Annotated in this window: 15 protein-coding genes; 5 read left to right on the forward strand and 10 right to left on the reverse strand. The window is 72.0% G+C overall.

The window, feature by feature from the left end; translation table 11 throughout:
- Window positions 1-102 precede the first annotated feature (102 nt).
- The 5 genes from rbsD to K4G64_RS18325 form a co-directional block, all read right to left on the reverse strand.
- On the reverse strand, window positions 103-492 hold the full coding sequence (gene rbsD, locus K4G64_RS18305; protein ID WP_221757087.1) for a D-ribose pyranase: 390 nt from the start codon (window positions 490-492) through the stop codon (window positions 103-105).
- The gene (locus tag K4G64_RS18310; RefSeq protein WP_221757088.1) at window positions 489-1,391 is read right to left on the reverse strand and encodes a ribokinase; all 903 of its coding nucleotides are present in this window, start codon (window positions 1,389-1,391) and stop codon (window positions 489-491) included. Before K4G64_RS18310 ends, rbsD begins: the two co-directional genes overlap by 4 nt.
- 75 nt (window positions 1,392-1,466) lie before the next feature.
- On the reverse strand, window positions 1,467-3,416 hold the full coding sequence (locus K4G64_RS18315) for a substrate-binding domain-containing protein (RefSeq protein WP_221757089.1): 1,950 nt from the start codon (window positions 3,414-3,416) through the stop codon (window positions 1,467-1,469).
- Window positions 3,406-4,950 (reverse strand): sugar ABC transporter ATP-binding protein, encoded by a 1,545-nt coding sequence (locus K4G64_RS18320; RefSeq protein WP_221757090.1) that lies wholly within the window; start codon window positions 4,948-4,950, stop codon window positions 3,406-3,408. The genes K4G64_RS18315 and K4G64_RS18320 overlap by 11 nt, the downstream gene beginning before the upstream one ends.
- Window positions 4,947-5,966 carry a LacI family DNA-binding transcriptional regulator gene (locus tag K4G64_RS18325; protein WP_221757091.1) on the reverse strand — a complete coding sequence of 340 codons (1,020 nt, stop codon included), beginning with the start codon at window positions 5,964-5,966 and terminating at the stop codon, window positions 4,947-4,949. The genes K4G64_RS18320 and K4G64_RS18325 overlap by 4 nt, the downstream gene beginning before the upstream one ends.
- Before the next feature lie 240 nt (window positions 5,967-6,206).
- Here K4G64_RS18325 and K4G64_RS18330 point away from each other — a divergent pair, with 240 nt between their 5' ends.
- Entirely contained in the window at window positions 6,207-6,572 is a 366-nt protein-coding gene (locus tag K4G64_RS18330; RefSeq protein ID WP_221757092.1) for a hypothetical protein, read from the forward strand.
- Between the two features lie 86 nt (window positions 6,573-6,658).
- The gene (locus tag K4G64_RS18335; protein ID WP_221757093.1) at window positions 6,659-7,309 is read left to right on the forward strand and encodes a dihydrofolate reductase family protein; all 651 of its coding nucleotides are present in this window, start codon (window positions 6,659-6,661) and stop codon (window positions 7,307-7,309) included.
- Window positions 7,310-7,316: 7 nt separating this feature from the next.
- Here K4G64_RS18335 and K4G64_RS18340 read toward each other — a convergent pair whose 3' ends face one another.
- Complete coding sequence (locus K4G64_RS18340; protein ID WP_221757094.1) at window positions 7,317-8,117, reverse strand: MBL fold metallo-hydrolase; 801 nt, start codon at window positions 8,115-8,117, stop codon at window positions 7,317-7,319.
- An 86-nt stretch (window positions 8,118-8,203) separates the two neighbouring features.
- Here K4G64_RS18340 and K4G64_RS18345 point away from each other — a divergent pair, with 86 nt between their 5' ends.
- Together K4G64_RS18345 and K4G64_RS18350 are read left to right on the forward strand one after the other, a co-directional pair.
- On the forward strand, window positions 8,204-8,797 hold the full coding sequence (locus K4G64_RS18345) for an ABATE domain-containing protein (RefSeq protein WP_221757095.1): 594 nt from the start codon (window positions 8,204-8,206) through the stop codon (window positions 8,795-8,797).
- A gap of 85 nt (window positions 8,798-8,882) precedes the next feature.
- Entirely contained in the window at window positions 8,883-9,092 is a 210-nt protein-coding gene (locus tag K4G64_RS18350) for a DUF397 domain-containing protein (RefSeq protein WP_308122418.1), read from the forward strand.
- 85 nt (window positions 9,093-9,177) lie between these two features.
- Here K4G64_RS18350 and K4G64_RS18355 read toward each other — a convergent pair whose 3' ends face one another.
- The 3 genes from K4G64_RS18355 to K4G64_RS18365 all read right to left on the reverse strand — a co-directional run bounded on the left by K4G64_RS18355 (window position 9,178) and on the right by K4G64_RS18365 (window position 12,273).
- The gene (locus K4G64_RS18355) at window positions 9,178-10,212 is read right to left on the reverse strand and encodes a zinc-binding dehydrogenase (protein ID WP_260460614.1); all 1,035 of its coding nucleotides are present in this window, start codon (window positions 10,210-10,212) and stop codon (window positions 9,178-9,180) included.
- Window positions 10,213-10,402: 190 nt separating this feature from the next.
- Entirely contained in the window at window positions 10,403-11,206 is an 804-nt protein-coding gene (locus K4G64_RS18360; RefSeq protein ID WP_221757097.1) for a sugar phosphate isomerase/epimerase, read from the reverse strand.
- A 44-nt stretch (window positions 11,207-11,250) separates the two neighbouring features.
- Window positions 11,251-12,273: a bifunctional helix-turn-helix transcriptional regulator/GNAT family N-acetyltransferase gene (locus K4G64_RS18365; protein ID WP_221757098.1), complete on the reverse strand. Its 1,023-nt coding sequence runs from the start codon at window positions 12,271-12,273 to the stop codon at window positions 11,251-11,253.
- 262 nt (window positions 12,274-12,535) lie between these two features.
- Between K4G64_RS18365 and K4G64_RS18370 the strand changes: the two genes are divergently transcribed.
- A complete protein-coding gene (locus K4G64_RS18370; protein WP_221757099.1) occupies window positions 12,536-13,108 on the forward strand; it encodes a dihydrofolate reductase family protein in 573 nt (190 codons plus the stop codon).
- A 149-nt stretch (window positions 13,109-13,257) separates the two neighbouring features.
- On the opposite strand, the gene K4G64_RS18375 is transcribed toward K4G64_RS18370, so the two are convergent.
- Window positions 13,258-14,307, reverse strand: coding sequence for a LacI family DNA-binding transcriptional regulator (locus K4G64_RS18375; protein WP_221757100.1), 1,050 nt, complete (start codon window positions 14,305-14,307; stop codon window positions 13,258-13,260).
- Window positions 14,308-14,405: the final 98 nt, after the last annotated feature.

The following is a 14,405-nucleotide window of genomic DNA, read 5'->3' on the forward strand; positions in this document are numbered from 1 at the left end:
TTCCTGACGGGAGGGGAAAGCCGAGGGGGCCCGGTCGACGGACCGGGCTCCCTCGAAACCGTTCGGGGCCGCTCTGGGCTGGTCAGCGGCCCTTCGGAGCGGTCAGAAGAAGACGCCGCACCGCAGCAGGACGTTCGCGTACGGCCGTGCCTCGCCCGTGCGGACGACCAGCCGGGCACCCGCCGACAGCTCCTTGAGACGCTCGTGCGACACGAGGTCCAGTCCGGGGAAGTGCCCCTCCAGCAGCGCCGAAGCCTCCGGGTTGGCCTCCCGCAGCTCCCGCGCCGCCGTCGCCCCGTCGACCACCAGCTCGGCCAGCAGCCCGTCCAGCACCTCGGCGAACGCCGGCACCCCGGCGCGGAAGGCCAGGTCCACCACCCGGGGGCCGTCGGGGATGGGCATGCCCGCGTCGCACACCAGCACCCCGTCGCCGTGGCCGAGTTCGGCCAGCGCACCGGCGAGGTGACGGTTCAGTATTCCGGTCCTCTTCACGGAGCGGCGACCTCCGCCGCCGTCGGGAAGGACGCCTGCGCGCCCTCCTTCGTCACGGTCGCGGCACCCACCCGCGCCGCGTACGCGGCCGCCTCGGCCAGCGACTCCCCCGCTCCCAGCCGCCAGGCCAGCGCCGCGGTGAAGGAATCGCCCGCACCCGTCGTGTCCACCGCGTCCACCTTCACGGCCGGCACCCGCGCGACACCCTCCGCCGACGCCACCAGCGCGCCCTCCGCACCCAGCGTCACCACCACCGACTTCGGGCCCTTGGCGAGCAGGATCCGCGCCCAGTCCTCGGGGGTGTCCCCGACGGCGGAGCCGCCCAGGATCACCTTGGCCTCGTGCTCGTTCACGATCAGCGGGTCGCAGGCCGCCAGCACCTCCTGCGGAAGGGGGCGCGGCGGGGAGGGGTTCAGCACGAACCGGCTGTCGGGCGACAGGCTCCGCACGACCTCCACCACCGTCTCCAGCGGGATCTCCAACTGCGCCGACACCACCCGCGAGCCCTGGAAGAGGCACCCGGCGGCGCTCACGTCCTCGGGGGTCAGGCGGGCGTTCGCGCCGGGCGAGACCACGATGCTGTTGTCCCCGGACGGGTCGACGGTGATCAGCGCGACGCCGGTCGGTGCGCCGCCCACCAGGACCCCCACCGTGTCGACGCCCGCCTCGCGCTGGGACTCCAGCAGCAGCCGGCCGTGCGCGTCGTCGCCGACCCGGGCCAGCAGTGCCGTACGGGCGCCGAGCCGGGCGGCGGCGACCGCCTGGTTCGCGCCCTTGCCGCCCGGGTGGACGGCCAGGTCGGAGCCGAGCACGGTCTCGCCGGCACCGGGCCGGCGCTCCACTGAGATCACCAGGTCGGCGTTGGCCGACCCCACGACCAGGAGGTCGTAGTCGTACATGAGTTGTCTCCCCACGTGAGTGACATGGGCGGGCGGTCACGCACACCGTGTGCGACCGCCCGCCGTTCCCCGATGTCAGCCGCTGAAGCCGGCCACGTTCTCCTTGGTGACCACCTTCACCGGCACCTTCACCGTCTCCTCGACCTTCTCGCCCTTCAGGGCCCGCAGGGCGTTGTCCACGGCGATCTTCCCGAGCTGGGACGGCTGCTGCGCCACGGACGCGTACAGCGTGCCGCCCTCGACCGCCTTCAGTCCGTCAGGCGTGCCGTCGAAGCCCACGACCGAGACCGACGTGCCGGCCTTGGAACCCAGCGCCTTGATCGCGCCGAGCGCCATCTCGTCGTTGGCGGCGATGACGCCCTGGACGTCCGGGTGGGCCTGGAGCAGGTTCGACATGACGTCGAGGCCCTTGGTGCGGTCGAAGTCGGCGGGCTGCTGGGCGACGACCTGGATGCCCGGGAAGGCCTTGAGGCCGTTCGCGAAGCCCTGCGCGCGCTCCCGGGCCGCGGACGTGCCGGCCTGGCCCTGGAGGATCACGATCTTGCCCTTGCCGCCCAGCTTGTCGGCGACGGTCTTGGCGGCGAGTTCACCGCCGGCGACGTTGTCGGAGGCGACCAGGGCGTCCACGGACGCCTTGTTGACGCCCCGGTCGACCGCGATGACCGGGATCTTCGCCTGGTCGGCGGCCTTGACGGAGTTGCTCGCCGCGTCGGAGTCCACCGGGTTGACGATGATCGCGCCCAGGCCGGAACTGGTGAAGTTCTGCAGCTGGTTGGCCTGCTGGGAGGCGTCGTTCTGGGCGTCGGTGACGGTCAGGTCCACGCCCCGCTTCTCCGCCTCGGCCTGGGCGCCCGCCCGGATCTGCACGAAGAAGGGGTTGTTGAGGGTGGACAGCGACAGGCCCAGCTTCGGGCTGCTCGCGGCGGAGGAGCCGTTGTGCAGGAAGGACGTGGCGCCGACGATCGCGACGGTGACCACGGCCGCGAGTCCGTACGTCGCCGCCTGCTTGCCCCTGCCCCCCTGGGAGGCGCCGGCCACCGGGGTCGCCCCCGCCTTGCGCCGCAGCGTGTCGAACAGCACCGCGAGCGCGATGACGACACCGATGACGACCTGCTGCCAGAACGCGGAGACGTTCAGCAGGTTCAGCCCGTTGCGCAGCACGGCCAGGATCAGCGCGCCGATGAGCGTGCCGGACGCCTTGCCGGTACCGCCCGCGAGGGAGGCACCGCCGATGACGACGGCGGCGATCGCGTCCAGCTCGTAGCCGTCGGCGGCCTGGGGCTGCGCGGAGGAGAGCCGGGCGGCGAGGACGACACCGGCGACGGCGGCGAAGACGCCGGAGAAGGCGTAGATGGCGAGCTTCTGCTTCTTCACGCGCAGGCCGGACAGCCGCGCGGCCTCCTCGTTGCCGCCGATCGCGTACATGGAGCGGCCGATGTAGGTCCGGCCGAGCACGAAGGCCGCGATCAGGCCCATGACGATCATCACCAGGACCGGCACCGGCAGCCAGCCGCCGAGCGTGTCGCCGAGGTGGGAGACCGAGTCGGGGAAGGCGATCGGGGAGCCCTCGGAGATCACCAGGGACAGACCGCGGGCCACGGACAGCATGGCCAGCGTGGCGATGAACGGCGGGAGCTTGCCGTAGGAGATCAGGATGCCGTTGACCAGGCCGCAGACGATGCCCGTCGCTATGGCGAGCAGGACGGCGAGGAAGACCGGGACGCCCGCGGAGGTGGCGCTCCAGGCGAGGACCGTGGCGGACAGCGCGGCGACCGAGCCGACCGACAGGTCGATGCCCGCGGAGACGATCACGAAGGTCACGCCGAAGGCGAGGATGGCCGTCACGGCCGCCTGCACACCGACGTTGAGGAGGTTGTCCGTCGTCAGGAAGTCGCCGGACAGGGCCGACATCGCGATGACGAGGACGATGAGCGCGGTGAGCGCGCCGTTGTCGAGCAGGAGGCGGCGCAGGCCTCCCGAGGCGCCACCCGCGCCCGTTGTGCTCTTGAGCGTGTCAGTGGCCACGGGAGGCCTCCGTTCCGTTCGTGGTCGTGCTCGTGTTCGTGGTCGTGGGGGTGCAGACGGCCAGAGCCATCACGGCGTCCTGGGTCGCCTCGTCGGCGGAGAGTTCACCGGCGATCCGGCCCTGCGCCATCACCAGCACCCGGTCGCTCATGCCGAGCACCTCGGGCAGATCGCTGGAGATCATCAGGACGGCCGCTCCGGCGGCGGTGAGTTCGTTGACGAGCTGGTAGATCTCGACCTTGGCGCCGACGTCGATGCCGCGCGTCGGCTCGTCGAGGATCAGCACCTTGGTGTCGGCGAGCAGCCACTTGCCGATGACGACCTTCTGCTGGTTGCCGCCGGAGAGCGTGCGCACGTGCTGGCCGAGCCCGGCCATCCGCACGCCGAGCTGCCCCGCGATCCGCTCGGCGGACTCGCGCTGCCCCTTGAGGTCGACGAGGCCCGCCCGCGTGGCCGACCGCAGGGTCACCAGGCCGAGGTTCTCCTCGACCGAGGCGTCCAGTACCAGGCCCTGGCCCTTGCGGTCCTCGGGCACGAGTCCGATGCCCGCGGTCATCGCCGCGTTGACGTCGGACTTGGCGATCGGGGTGCCGGAGACCTTCACGGTGCCCTTGTCGTACGCGTCGGCCCCGAAGACCGCCCGCACGACCTCGGTACGGCCCGCGCCGACCAGCCCGGCGATGCCGACGACCTCACCGGCGTGCACCTCGAAGCCGACGTCGTGGAAGACGCCGTCCCGGGTGAGTCCCTCGACGGTGAGCAACGCGGCGCCCCGGTCGGCGCGTTCACGCGGGTACTGCTGCTCGATGGAGCGCCCGACCATGAGCCGGACGAGCTCGTCCTCGGGTGTGGAGGCGGGGACCTGCCCGACGCTCTTCCCGTCCCGGATGACCGTCACCCGGTCCCCGAGCGCGGCGATCTCCTCCAGGTGGTGGGTGATGAAGACGATCCCGACGCCGTCCTCGCGCAGCGTGCGCACGATCGCGAAGAGCTTGTCGACCTCCTCGGAGGTGAGCACGGCGGTCGGCTCGTCCATGATCAGCACGCGGGCGTCCAGGCTCAGCGCCTTGGCGATCTCGACCATCTGCAGGCGTGCGATGCCGAGGTCGCGGACCCGCGCGCGGGGCGAGACGTTCACGCCGACCCGCCGCAGCAGGACCTCGGCGTCGGCCTCCATCCTCTTCCGGTCGATCATCCCGAACCGGCGGGGCTGGCGCCCGAGGAAGATGTTCTCGGCGACCGTCAGATCGGGTACCAGGTTGAACTCCTGGTAGATCGTGGCGATCCCGAGCCGCTCGGAGTCCTGCGCACCCTGGATGCGGGTCTCCTCGCCGCCGACCAGGATCCGCCCGGCGTCGGGGGTGTAGGCGCCGGAGAGCATCTTGATGAGGGTGCTCTTGCCGGCCCCGTTCTCACCGAGCAGCACGTGCACCTCACCCCGGCGCAGGTCGAAGTCGACGCCGTCCAGCGCGACCACGCCCGGGAAGGTCTTCCGTATGCCCTCGATGCGCAGCAACTCGTCCGCGTTGCTCACGTCGTGCTCCTTTGCACTGGGGTGGGGTGCTCGCCGCACGAGCGGCGTACGACGAGCCGGGCGGGGAGCGTGACGGACTCGCCGGGCCGCCCCTCGATGCGGTCGACCAGGGCCCGTACGGCGGCCCGGCCCAGCTCGCCCGTGGGCTGGGCGATCGCGGTGATCGGCGGATCGGTGTGCACGAACCACCGGATGTCGTCGAACGCGGCCAGCGCGAGGTCGTCCGGTACGCGCAGACCACGCGCCCGTACGGCGTCCAGGGCGCCGAGCGCCATCAGGTTGTCGGCCGCGAAGACGACCTCGGGCGGTTCGGCCAGGTCGAGGAAGCCCTCGGTGACCCGGCGCCCGCTCTCGGCCTGGAAGTCGCCCTGCCCTGTGTAGGCGTCGGGGAGTTCGAGGCCGAACACGGCGAGCGCCTCCCGGAAGGCCTCCACGCGCTCGCGGCCGGTCGTGGTCGCCGCCGGGCCCGCGATGATGGCGAGCCTGCGGTGTCCGAGCCGGTGCAGATGCGCCACGAGATCCCGCACGGCGCCGCGCCCGTCCGACCGCACCACCGGGACGTCCACGCCCGGGATCCACCGGTCCACGAAGACCATGGGCGTTCCGGCCCGCGCGGCGTCCAGCATCAGCGGCGAGCCGCCGTCCGTCGGGGAGACGAGCAGGCCGTCGATACGGCGGTCGAGCAGGGTGCGTACGTGGTGGTCCTGGAGGTCCGGCCGCTCGTCGGCGTTGCCGATGATGACGCTGTAGCCGAGCGCACGGGCCTCCTCCTCGACGGAGCGGGCCAGCTCGGTGAAGTACGGGTTCATCACGTCGCTGATGACCAGGCCGAGGGTGTGGGTCTGGTCGGTGCGCAGCGAGCGGGCGACGGCGTTCGGGCGGTAGCCCAGGGTCTCGACGGCGGCCAGCACGCGGGTGCGTGCGTCGGCGCTGACCGACGGGTGGTCGTTCAGGACGCGCGAGACCGTGGCGACGGAGACGCCGGCCTCGGCAGCGACGTCCTTGATGCTGGCCACCGCCGCTCCACCTCCTTGTGGATCAGTCGTGGGAGCACCCGCGACGACATCGGCGGGCGCTCGTGGAATCGATTACATCGACGGGAGCATGGAATCGATTACACGCAGCCGAATCAAGCCCCCGGCGGTACCTCTTGACCGGATCGTGACGTCGCGGGGCGCGGCCCGGCGGGCCAGGCTGGAGGTACGGGGGTTTCCTGTGGGGCGCTGGAGGCCCTGGTGGACCGGAGCGGAGGAACCATGAAGGCGGCGACCCGGAACGACGTACCCGTGGCCCTCGAAGGCGACGGAGTGGAACTGCGCCTGATGCCGATCGGCGGCGGCATGTCGGTCGGCTACATCACGCTCCCCCAGGGCACGGACATGGGCCCGGCCCTCAAGGGCCTGCCCGACGACGCCTGCCAGTGCCCGCACTGGGGCTACCTGCTCAAGGGCCGTATCCGGATGCGCACGGCCACGGGCGAGGAGGAGTACGAGGCGGGTCAGGCGTACTACTGGGGCCCCGGCCATGTACCGGTGGCGCTGGAGGACAGCGAGCTGGTGGAGTTCTCGCCGAGCGAGGACTTCCAGCAGGTGATCGACCACGTGGTGGCGCAGGCAGGGTGAGCCGGGCCTTCTGATGCGCCGGGCCCGGACCGATGAGTTTCGCCGGCCCGGGCGGTCTTCCTCGTATCGACCACAGGAGGAGCGCTGTGTCCCAGTTGCTGCGCGTGCAGAACTTCAACGTCTCGAGTGACGGTTTCGGTGCCGGTGAGGGCCAGAGTCTGGAGAGGCCCTTCGGCCATGCCGACCCCGGGAAGATGTTCGCCTGGGCCGGCGCGACCGCGAGCTGGCCGAACCGCACCGACCCGGGCGGGAGCCGGGGCCTCGACGACTACCTGGTGCGCGACTTCCACCACAACATCGGCGCCGAGATCATGGGCCGCAACAAGTTCAGCCCTCAGCGCGGCCCCTGGGAGAACTACGAGTGGCAGGGCTGGTGGGGCGACGAACCTCCTTTCCACACCCCGGTGTTCGTGATGACCCACCACGAGCGCCCCTCGTTCACGCTCTCCGACACGACGTTCCACTTCGTCGGCGGGGATCCGGCCGAGGTCCTCGCCCAGGCGCGCAAGGCGGCCGGGGGCAAGGACGTCCGGCTCGGTGGCGGCGCGGCGACCATCCGGCAGTTCCTGGACGCCGACCTGGTCGACACGCTGCACGTGGCGGTCTCGCCGGGCGTGGTGCTCGGATCCGGCTCACGGCTGTGGGAGTCCCCCGAGGAACTGCTCGACCGCTTCCACCGCGATGTCGTACCGAGCCCGAGCGGCAAGGTGACGCACCACCTGTTCTGGCGGAAGTGACGTCGGGTCAGGCGCCCTTGCCCCAGTCCAGCCGGTCGGCGAGCCCGGCGGCGGTGAAGGCGGCTTCCAGCTGCTCGCGGCCCTCGGTGAAGTGGGCCCAGCTGTCGTAGTGGACGGGGACCACACGCCGGGCCCCCAAGATCCGCGCGGCCTCGGCGGCCATCGCGCTGTCCAGGACGATGACCTGGTTGTCGAAGAGGACGGGGAAGCGGGGAGCGCCGGCGAAGAGCAGGGCGGTGTCGACGGGGCCGTAGCGGCCGGCGATCTCACGGACCGCGTCGAGTGAGGCGTTGTCGCCGCTGACGTAGACGGTGGGCAGGCCCTCGCCGGTCAGGACGAAGCCGACGACCTGGCCGGTGAACGCCTCGACCTGCTCGCGCGGGCCGGGGCCGTGCAGGGCCGGGACGCCGGTCACGGTGACCGTGCCGCCGCCGGGCCGGTCCAGCTCGACGGACTCCCAGTCGGCCAGCCCCCTGACCTTGTCCCCCAGGCTCTCGCGCAGGCGCTCACCGCCGCCGGGTGTGGTCAGGGTCAGGGGTATCCGGGCGAGCAGGGCCCGGCCGCTGGTGTCGAGGTTGTCGGGGTGCTCGTCGTGGGAGAGCAGCACCACGTCGACGCTACCGAGGTCGGCGGGCGTGGCGGTGGCGGGCGCGGTCTTGGTCAGGAGCGGACCTCCGGGCCGGGCGTAGTCGCCGGGGGCGTCGAAGGTCGGGTCGGTCAGGAAGCGCAGGCCGCCGTACTCGAACAGGGCGGTCGGGCCGCCGAGGGCGCGAACGGGGAAGTCGGTCGTCACGGGAACAGAAGACATGCAGCACCTCACGGATAGACGCGGGCGAACCGTGAGATGACCGTAGCCGCTTCTCACGGATGCAGGCAAGACGTACCATGAGAAACATGGAGGAGCCCGTGACCGAACAGCCCGCCCCGCCGCCCGCCCAGGGCGAGGAGGAGCACCCCTCCCTGGCCCTCGCCAACACCGCGATCGCACTGCCCGGCGGGCGCACACTCGATCTCCTGGGCACCCCCGCACAGGCGAACCACTGGCTGACCCAGCGCGACCTCGCCCCGGTGGACGCCGGCATGCGGGAGATGTGCGCGGCCCAACTGCGCTCACTGCGCGAACAGATCAGGTCGCTGTTCGCCGCCCGCGTCGACGGCGTACCCGCCCTGCCCGCGGCGGTGTCGGCCGTCAACGACGCGATGACCAGGGTCCCGACGGCCCCGCTGCTGCGGTGGGACGACAAGACCGGCCCCTACCGCACCGCCCCGCACCCCACCACCGCGATCGTCGACCTCGCCCTGGCGACGCTCGCCGCGGACGCCGCCGACCTGCTCACCTCCCCCGCGGCCGAGCGCCTCACCGCCTGCGGTTCCCCGCCCTGCAACCGCTACCTGCTCCGCCACGGCCGCCGCCACTGGTGCTCCACCCGCTGCGGCGACCGCGCCCGCGCGGCCCGGGCATACGCCCGCCGCACGGATTCGCGCTGACGTCGCCCTGGTCACGGCCGGGAAGGAGCGTTGTCGCAGCAGGAATCACTGGCCCTCGTCAAGGCGGCAGTGGAGGAGCACACGCGTGATCGACAGTGAGCACATCGCCCTCACCGGCTGGTACAAGTCCAGCTACAGCGGCGGCGACCAAGGCGAGTGCCTCGAAGTCACCCCCGGCCAGCCCGATGTCCCCGTGCGGGACAGCAAAGCCGCCCACGGTCCCGCCCTGGTCTTCTCGCGGAGCGGCTGGGCGGCGTTCGTCGGCGCCGTCAAGGACGGGCACATAGGGGTCTAGGAGTCAGCCGTGTCCCTGTGGCGTGAGCCTGTCCAGGTCCCGGGCAATCTTCAACACCTGGGGCGGCTGAACCCGAGAATTCGGGTCAGGGGACGACGATCAGCTTTCCCACGTGCCCGCGCCGGGCGAGTTGTGCCTGGGCTTCGCCTACCTGCCCGAGTGGGAAGGTTGCGGCGACGACGGGTCTGACGTCGCCGCGGCGGGCAATCTCTACCAGGTGGTCGAAGATCCGAGGCGTGTGCATGGTTGATCCCACCAGCGAGAGATTTGCCAGGTAGAGCCGGCGCACGTCGATGTCGACAGCCCAGCCGTCAAGGGCACCGGCAACCACCCAGCGTCCCCCGGCCCTCAGCAATCCAAGGCCCGGGCCGAGGACCGCGCCGGCAACGACGTCGATGACCGCGTCGTATCCCTCCGGTGCTGCCGCGCCCGCGTCGGCGAGCACCTCATCCCGTCGCCGGTCCACCACAGCGTCGGCACCAGCGCTGCGGACAGCGTCGCCCTTGTCACCGCTGCACACTGCGACGACCCGGGCCCCACGGGAGCGGGCCAACTGGACCGCGGCAAGACCGACACCACCCGAGGCGCCGGTGACGAGCACGGTGTGGCCCTCCGATACGGCCCCGCGGTCGAGCATGCCCAGCGCGGTGCCATAGGCGGTAGGCAGTGCGGCCAGTTCCACGTCCGTGAGGGGCGACCCCTCGACGGAGTGGGCTCGGGCGCTCGGTACCACGACGTACTCGGCGAACCCCCCGTCACGCTCGCTCCCCAGCACGTCGGCCGGGCGCGCGTCCGGGCCCGGACCGTCGTACTCGGCCGGGTCCACCAGCACCCGCGTCCCGACCAGTCCGGTGGCTTCCTCATCGCCGCAGGCCACTACTGTGCCGACCACGTCGGCTCCCTGGATGCGCGGGAAGTCGAGCGGACCGAGCCACCCCGTCTTGACATCCGGGTCCTCCGCCGCACCGTAGGAGCCTTCGCGGGTCCACAGATCGGTGTTGTTGCAACCTGCCGCGTGTACCCGGACCAGCACCTCGCCCGGCCCCGGGCGGGGGACGGGCACCTCGCGCTCCTCAATCACGTCGAGGTCTCCGTGGCCGGTGATCACGACGGCCCGCATGGAACGGGGAATGGGCGGTGGCAGTGGTCCGGACGCCGGCGAAGAGGTCGGTGACATGGAGGCAGGTTCTCATGCAGCCCCGTCCACGCCGTGGTCACCGGCCTGGCTCCCGGCGCGCTGCTCGGCGGGTGCGTCGCCCTGCTCGCGGTCCTGGCCCTCGGGGCCGATCGGGCCGCCGAGGGCTGACGCGTCACGCCGACTCGTTCAGCAGTCTGCTCAGGTGCTCACGTCCGGACTCCAGGAGGTCGGGCAGCGGCGCGGCCTCCTCGTACCAGCGCTTCTCGTACTCCCAGCAGAGCCAGCCGTCCCAGTTGTGGCGGGAGAGGACCTCGACGCATTCGGCCAGGGGCAGCACCCCCGCGCCGAGCGGCAACGGGGTGGTGTCCTCGACGGAGGCGATGTCCTTGACCTGGACGTAGCCGAGGTGGGGAGAGAGGGCCGCGTAGGTCTCGGAGGGCTGTTCGCCGCCGAGCCAGGTGTGCATCACGTCCCAGAGGGCGCCGACCTGGCGGTGGCCGACGAGGCCGAGGATCCGCATCGCGTCGGCGGCGGTGCGGTGCGAGTCGTGGGTTTCGAGGAGGATCCGTACGCCCAGGTCATTGGCGTGTTCGGCGGCCGTGCCCAGGCGGCGGGCGGCCGTCGCGTCGGCCTCCTCGGGGGTCTGGACGTCGAGGTCGCCACCGGGGAAGACCCGGATGTACGGGGCGCCGAGGTCGCGGGCCAGGTCCAGGAGAGCGCGGATCTCGGCCAGGACGGCCTCGTCGTCGCCCGGCGCGGCGACCCGTGCGTAGCCCGCCAGGCCCAGGAGCTCTACGCCCGCTCCCTTGAACTCGGCCGCGACGTCGGCCCGTTCGGCGGGGCCGAGGCCGGTGTGGACCGGTTCCTCGGGATGCGTGCGCAGCTCCACGCCGTGGTAGCCGTGGGCGGTCGCGAGCCGCAGGACGTCGGGCAGGGGCAGGCCGGGGACACCGAGGGTGGAGAACGCCAGCTTCATGTGAACGGACACTACCCGGCACCCCCGCCTGGCATTCCTCTTCGTCACTCAGGTGTTGCGTGGAGATCCAGTCGCCAGTCCTGGCCGGTCAGATCCTGGCCGAAGGAGTGGTGCGGCTTCTCCGCGACCAGGACGAAACCATGGCGCTGGTAGATGCGGCGGGCCGCGCCGAGGATGTCGTTGGTCCACAGGACGACCTCGCGGTAGCCGGTCTCGCGGGCGAAGTCGACGAGCGCCCCGACCAGACGGTCCCCGATGCCGAGGCCGCGCGCGTCCGGCTCGACGAGCAGCAGCCGCAGGCGGGCGGCGCCGGGGGTGTCGTCCCGGACACACATCACGCACCCCACCGGCCGGCCGTCCAGCTCGGCGATCCAGGTCCGCTCCAGGTGCGGGTCGTGGTCCTCGCCGTAGTCGGCGACGATCCTCGCCACCAGCGCCTCGTAGTCGGCGTCGAAGCCGTACTCGGCGGCGTAGAGCGCGGCGTTGCGCTGCACGATCCAGCCGAGGTCACCGGGGGCGGGCTCGCGCAGGACGACGTCCTCGGGGCGCGGGGCGCCGCGGTCGCCGTCTCCGTCTCCGTCTCCGTCGCCGTCTCCGTCTCCGTCTCCGTCTCCGTCTCCGTCTCCGTCTCCGTCTCCGTCTCCGTCTCCGTCGCCCAGGATCGTCCGGACGGTGCGCATGGCCTCCGCGAGCCGCGGGCGGTCCTCGGCCCGGACGGTGTCCAGCATCGCCCCGACCGTCTCCCGCGCCCGCTCGTCGAGCAGCGCGGCGGCCTCCCGGCCGGGGGCGGTGAGCGTGATGCGGCGGCGGCGCGGGTCGGTGTCGGACGGGCCGCGCTCGACCAGCCCGTCCTGCTCGAACTTGTTCAGGATGCGGGTGAGGTATCCGGCGTCGAGGTGCAGCTGGGCGCGCAGGTCGGCGGCGTCGGTACGGGGCGCGTGGGCCAGCTCGTACAGGACGCGGGACTCGGTGAGGGTGTAGGGGGCGTAGAGCCGGCGGCCGTAGTCGAGGGCGCCGATGACGTTCGTGTAGAAGCGGTTGAAGGAGCGGATGTCCTGGACGGTCATGGTCGCCTCGACCCCCGGATGTTTGACTGAGTCAGAGATACTCTCGGGTCGAGCTTAGGCGTCCGGGGGCCGCTGGATCCAGACACGAGGAGGCACGAGGCGAACCCGGACGGCCGAGCCGACGGGCGGGACGGCTGCGACCGATGAGTTTCTCCGCGCTCCGCAGTCGGAAGGGGTGTTCGCACGTCGCGGCCGCGAGTGGTGTGGAAGCGTGCAGCGACGGCATCCGCCGCGGACCGACACGAGATACCGAGGACCCTCGATGCGTACTCTGATCAGCACCGCTTTCATCTCGCTCGACGGCGTCGTGGAGGCCCCGGGCGGCGAGCCCGGCTACCGGAACTCCGGGTGGACCTTCAAGGACGTCGAGTTCCTTCCCGAGGCGTTCGAGATCAAGGGCCGGGAGCAGGGGGAAGCCACCGCGATGATGATGGGCCGCACCAGCTATGAGGCATTCAGCGCGGTGTGGCCCGACATGGAGGAATTCGCCGACTACAAGGTGATGCCGAAGTACGTCGTCTCCACCACCCTCGCCGAGGAGAACCTGGTGTCGAACTGGGGCGAGACGGTGATCCTGCGCTCGCTCGACGAGGTCGCCGCACTGAAGGAGACCGAGGGCGGCCCGATCATCATCCACGGCAGCGCCACCCTCAACCAGGCCCTCTCCGACGCGGGCCTGATCGACCGTTACCACCTGCTCGTCTTCCCGCTCCTGCTCGGGGCGGGCAAGCGGCTGTTCAGCACCACGGACAAGGACACCCAGAAGCTGCGGCTGGTGGAACACGAGGCCTACGCCAACGGGCTGCAGAAGAACGTCTTCGACGTCGTCCGCTGACGAGCCGTGCCTGACGGGCGCCGGTCCGGACGAGGCGAGGCCGTCCGGGCCGACACGACGCCCGGGGCGGCCATCGCCCTACGGCCCGGGCACCGGCGCCCCGGGCCCCGTCGAGCGGCGGAGCCCAGGCTCCGCGCGGCCCGCGCGCCTCAAGAAGACCGCGGCACCCCCGAGGACCCGCGCACCATCAACTCCCCCCGCACCGAGGCGATCCCCCCGGGCGGTGCCTCCTCGCGCCCCATCGCGATCCGGCCGGCCCGGGCGCCGGCCTCCGCCAGCGGCAGCCGTACCGTCGTCAGGGACGGAACCGCGTCGATGCTGAACGGCAGGTCGTCGAAGCCCGCCACCGACACGTCCTCCGGGATCCGCAGGCCGGAGTCGCGCAGGGCGGCGCACGCCCCCAGCGCGACGGAGTCGTTCGCCGCGACGACCGCCGTCAGCGACGGGTCACGGCGCAGCAGCTCCAGCGTCGCCTCGTAGCCGGAGCGGCGGTCGTAGCGGCCGTGCACCGTCCAGCGCGGGTCCTCCTCGATGCCGTGCGCCGCCAGCGCGGCCCGGTGTCCCTCCAGCCGGTGCCGGGTGGTCGTGCGCTCCTCGGGGCCCGCGATGTAGCCGAGGCGCCGGTGTCCGAGGCCGATGAGGTGCTCGGTCAGTTCCTGCCCGCCACCGCGGTTGTCGAAGGTCAGCGCGATCGCCCCGGTCTCCGGCGCCGGCGGGCGTCCGCACAGCACGACCCGCGTCCCGGCCTCCGCGAGCTTGCGCACCTTCGCGTCCATGGCCGCCTGGTGCTCCGCGTCCTCGATCGCCCCGCCGGTCAGCACCACGGCCGCGGCCCGCTGCCGTTGCAACAGCGTGAGATACGTCAGTTCCCGTTCCGGGGAGCCACCCGTGTTGCAGACCACCGCGAGCCGCTCCCCGCCCGCCCGGCCGCCCGGGCCGCCGATCTCGGACTGGATCGCGCTCGCCATGATCCCGAAGAACGGGTCGGCGATGTCGTTCACCAGGATCCCGACGAGGTCGGAGGTGGCGGCGGCCAGGGCGCTGGCAGGCCCGTTGAGCACGTAGTCCAGCTCGTCCACGGCCTTCAGCACCCGCTCCCGGGTGGACGCGGCCACGGGGTAGTTCCCGTTCAGCACTCGCGACACCGTCGCGGGCGAGACCTGCGCGCGGGCCGCCACGTCCGCCAGGGTCACCGTCATCTCGTCGTCCTCCGGTCGCGCATCGCGTCTCGTCTCCGCCCTCGTACACACCTGGACCACCGGCCATGGTTCCGAGCGGAACAGCAGGTCGACCGCCC

It is taken from the genome of Streptomyces sp. WAC04114 (genome assembly GCF_019733245.1).
In the GTDB taxonomy this organism is placed as follows: domain Bacteria; phylum Actinomycetota; class Actinomycetes; order Streptomycetales; family Streptomycetaceae; genus Streptomyces; species Streptomyces massasporeus_A.

Bases quoted from the DNA above. Each gene is read 5' to 3' on its own strand.
- K4G64_RS18355 (WP_260460614.1), bottom strand. From the start codon at position 10,212: ATGCGGGCCGTCGTGATCACCGGCCACGGAGACCTCGACGTGATTGAG.
- K4G64_RS18345 (WP_221757095.1), top strand. From the start codon at position 8,204: ATGGAGGAGCCCGTGACCGAACAGCCCGCCCCGCCGCCCGCCCAGGGC.
- K4G64_RS18360 (WP_221757097.1), bottom strand. From the start codon at position 11,206: ATGAAGCTGGCGTTCTCCACCCTCGGTGTCCCCGGCCTGCCCCTGCCC.
- K4G64_RS18330 (WP_221757092.1), top strand. From the start codon at position 6,207: ATGAAGGCGGCGACCCGGAACGACGTACCCGTGGCCCTCGAAGGCGAC.
- K4G64_RS18310 (WP_221757088.1), bottom strand. From the start codon at position 1,391: ATGTACGACTACGACCTCCTGGTCGTGGGGTCGGCCAACGCCGACCTG.
- K4G64_RS18340 (WP_221757094.1), bottom strand. From the start codon at position 8,117: ATGTCTTCTGTTCCCGTGACGACCGACTTCCCCGTTCGCGCCCTCGGC.
- K4G64_RS18365 (WP_221757098.1), bottom strand. From the start codon at position 12,273: ATGACCGTCCAGGACATCCGCTCCTTCAACCGCTTCTACACGAACGTC.
- K4G64_RS18375 (WP_221757100.1), bottom strand. From the start codon at position 14,307: ATGACGGTGACCCTGGCGGACGTGGCGGCCCGCGCGCAGGTCTCGCCC.
- K4G64_RS18370 (WP_221757099.1), top strand. From the start codon at position 12,536: ATGCGTACTCTGATCAGCACCGCTTTCATCTCGCTCGACGGCGTCGTG.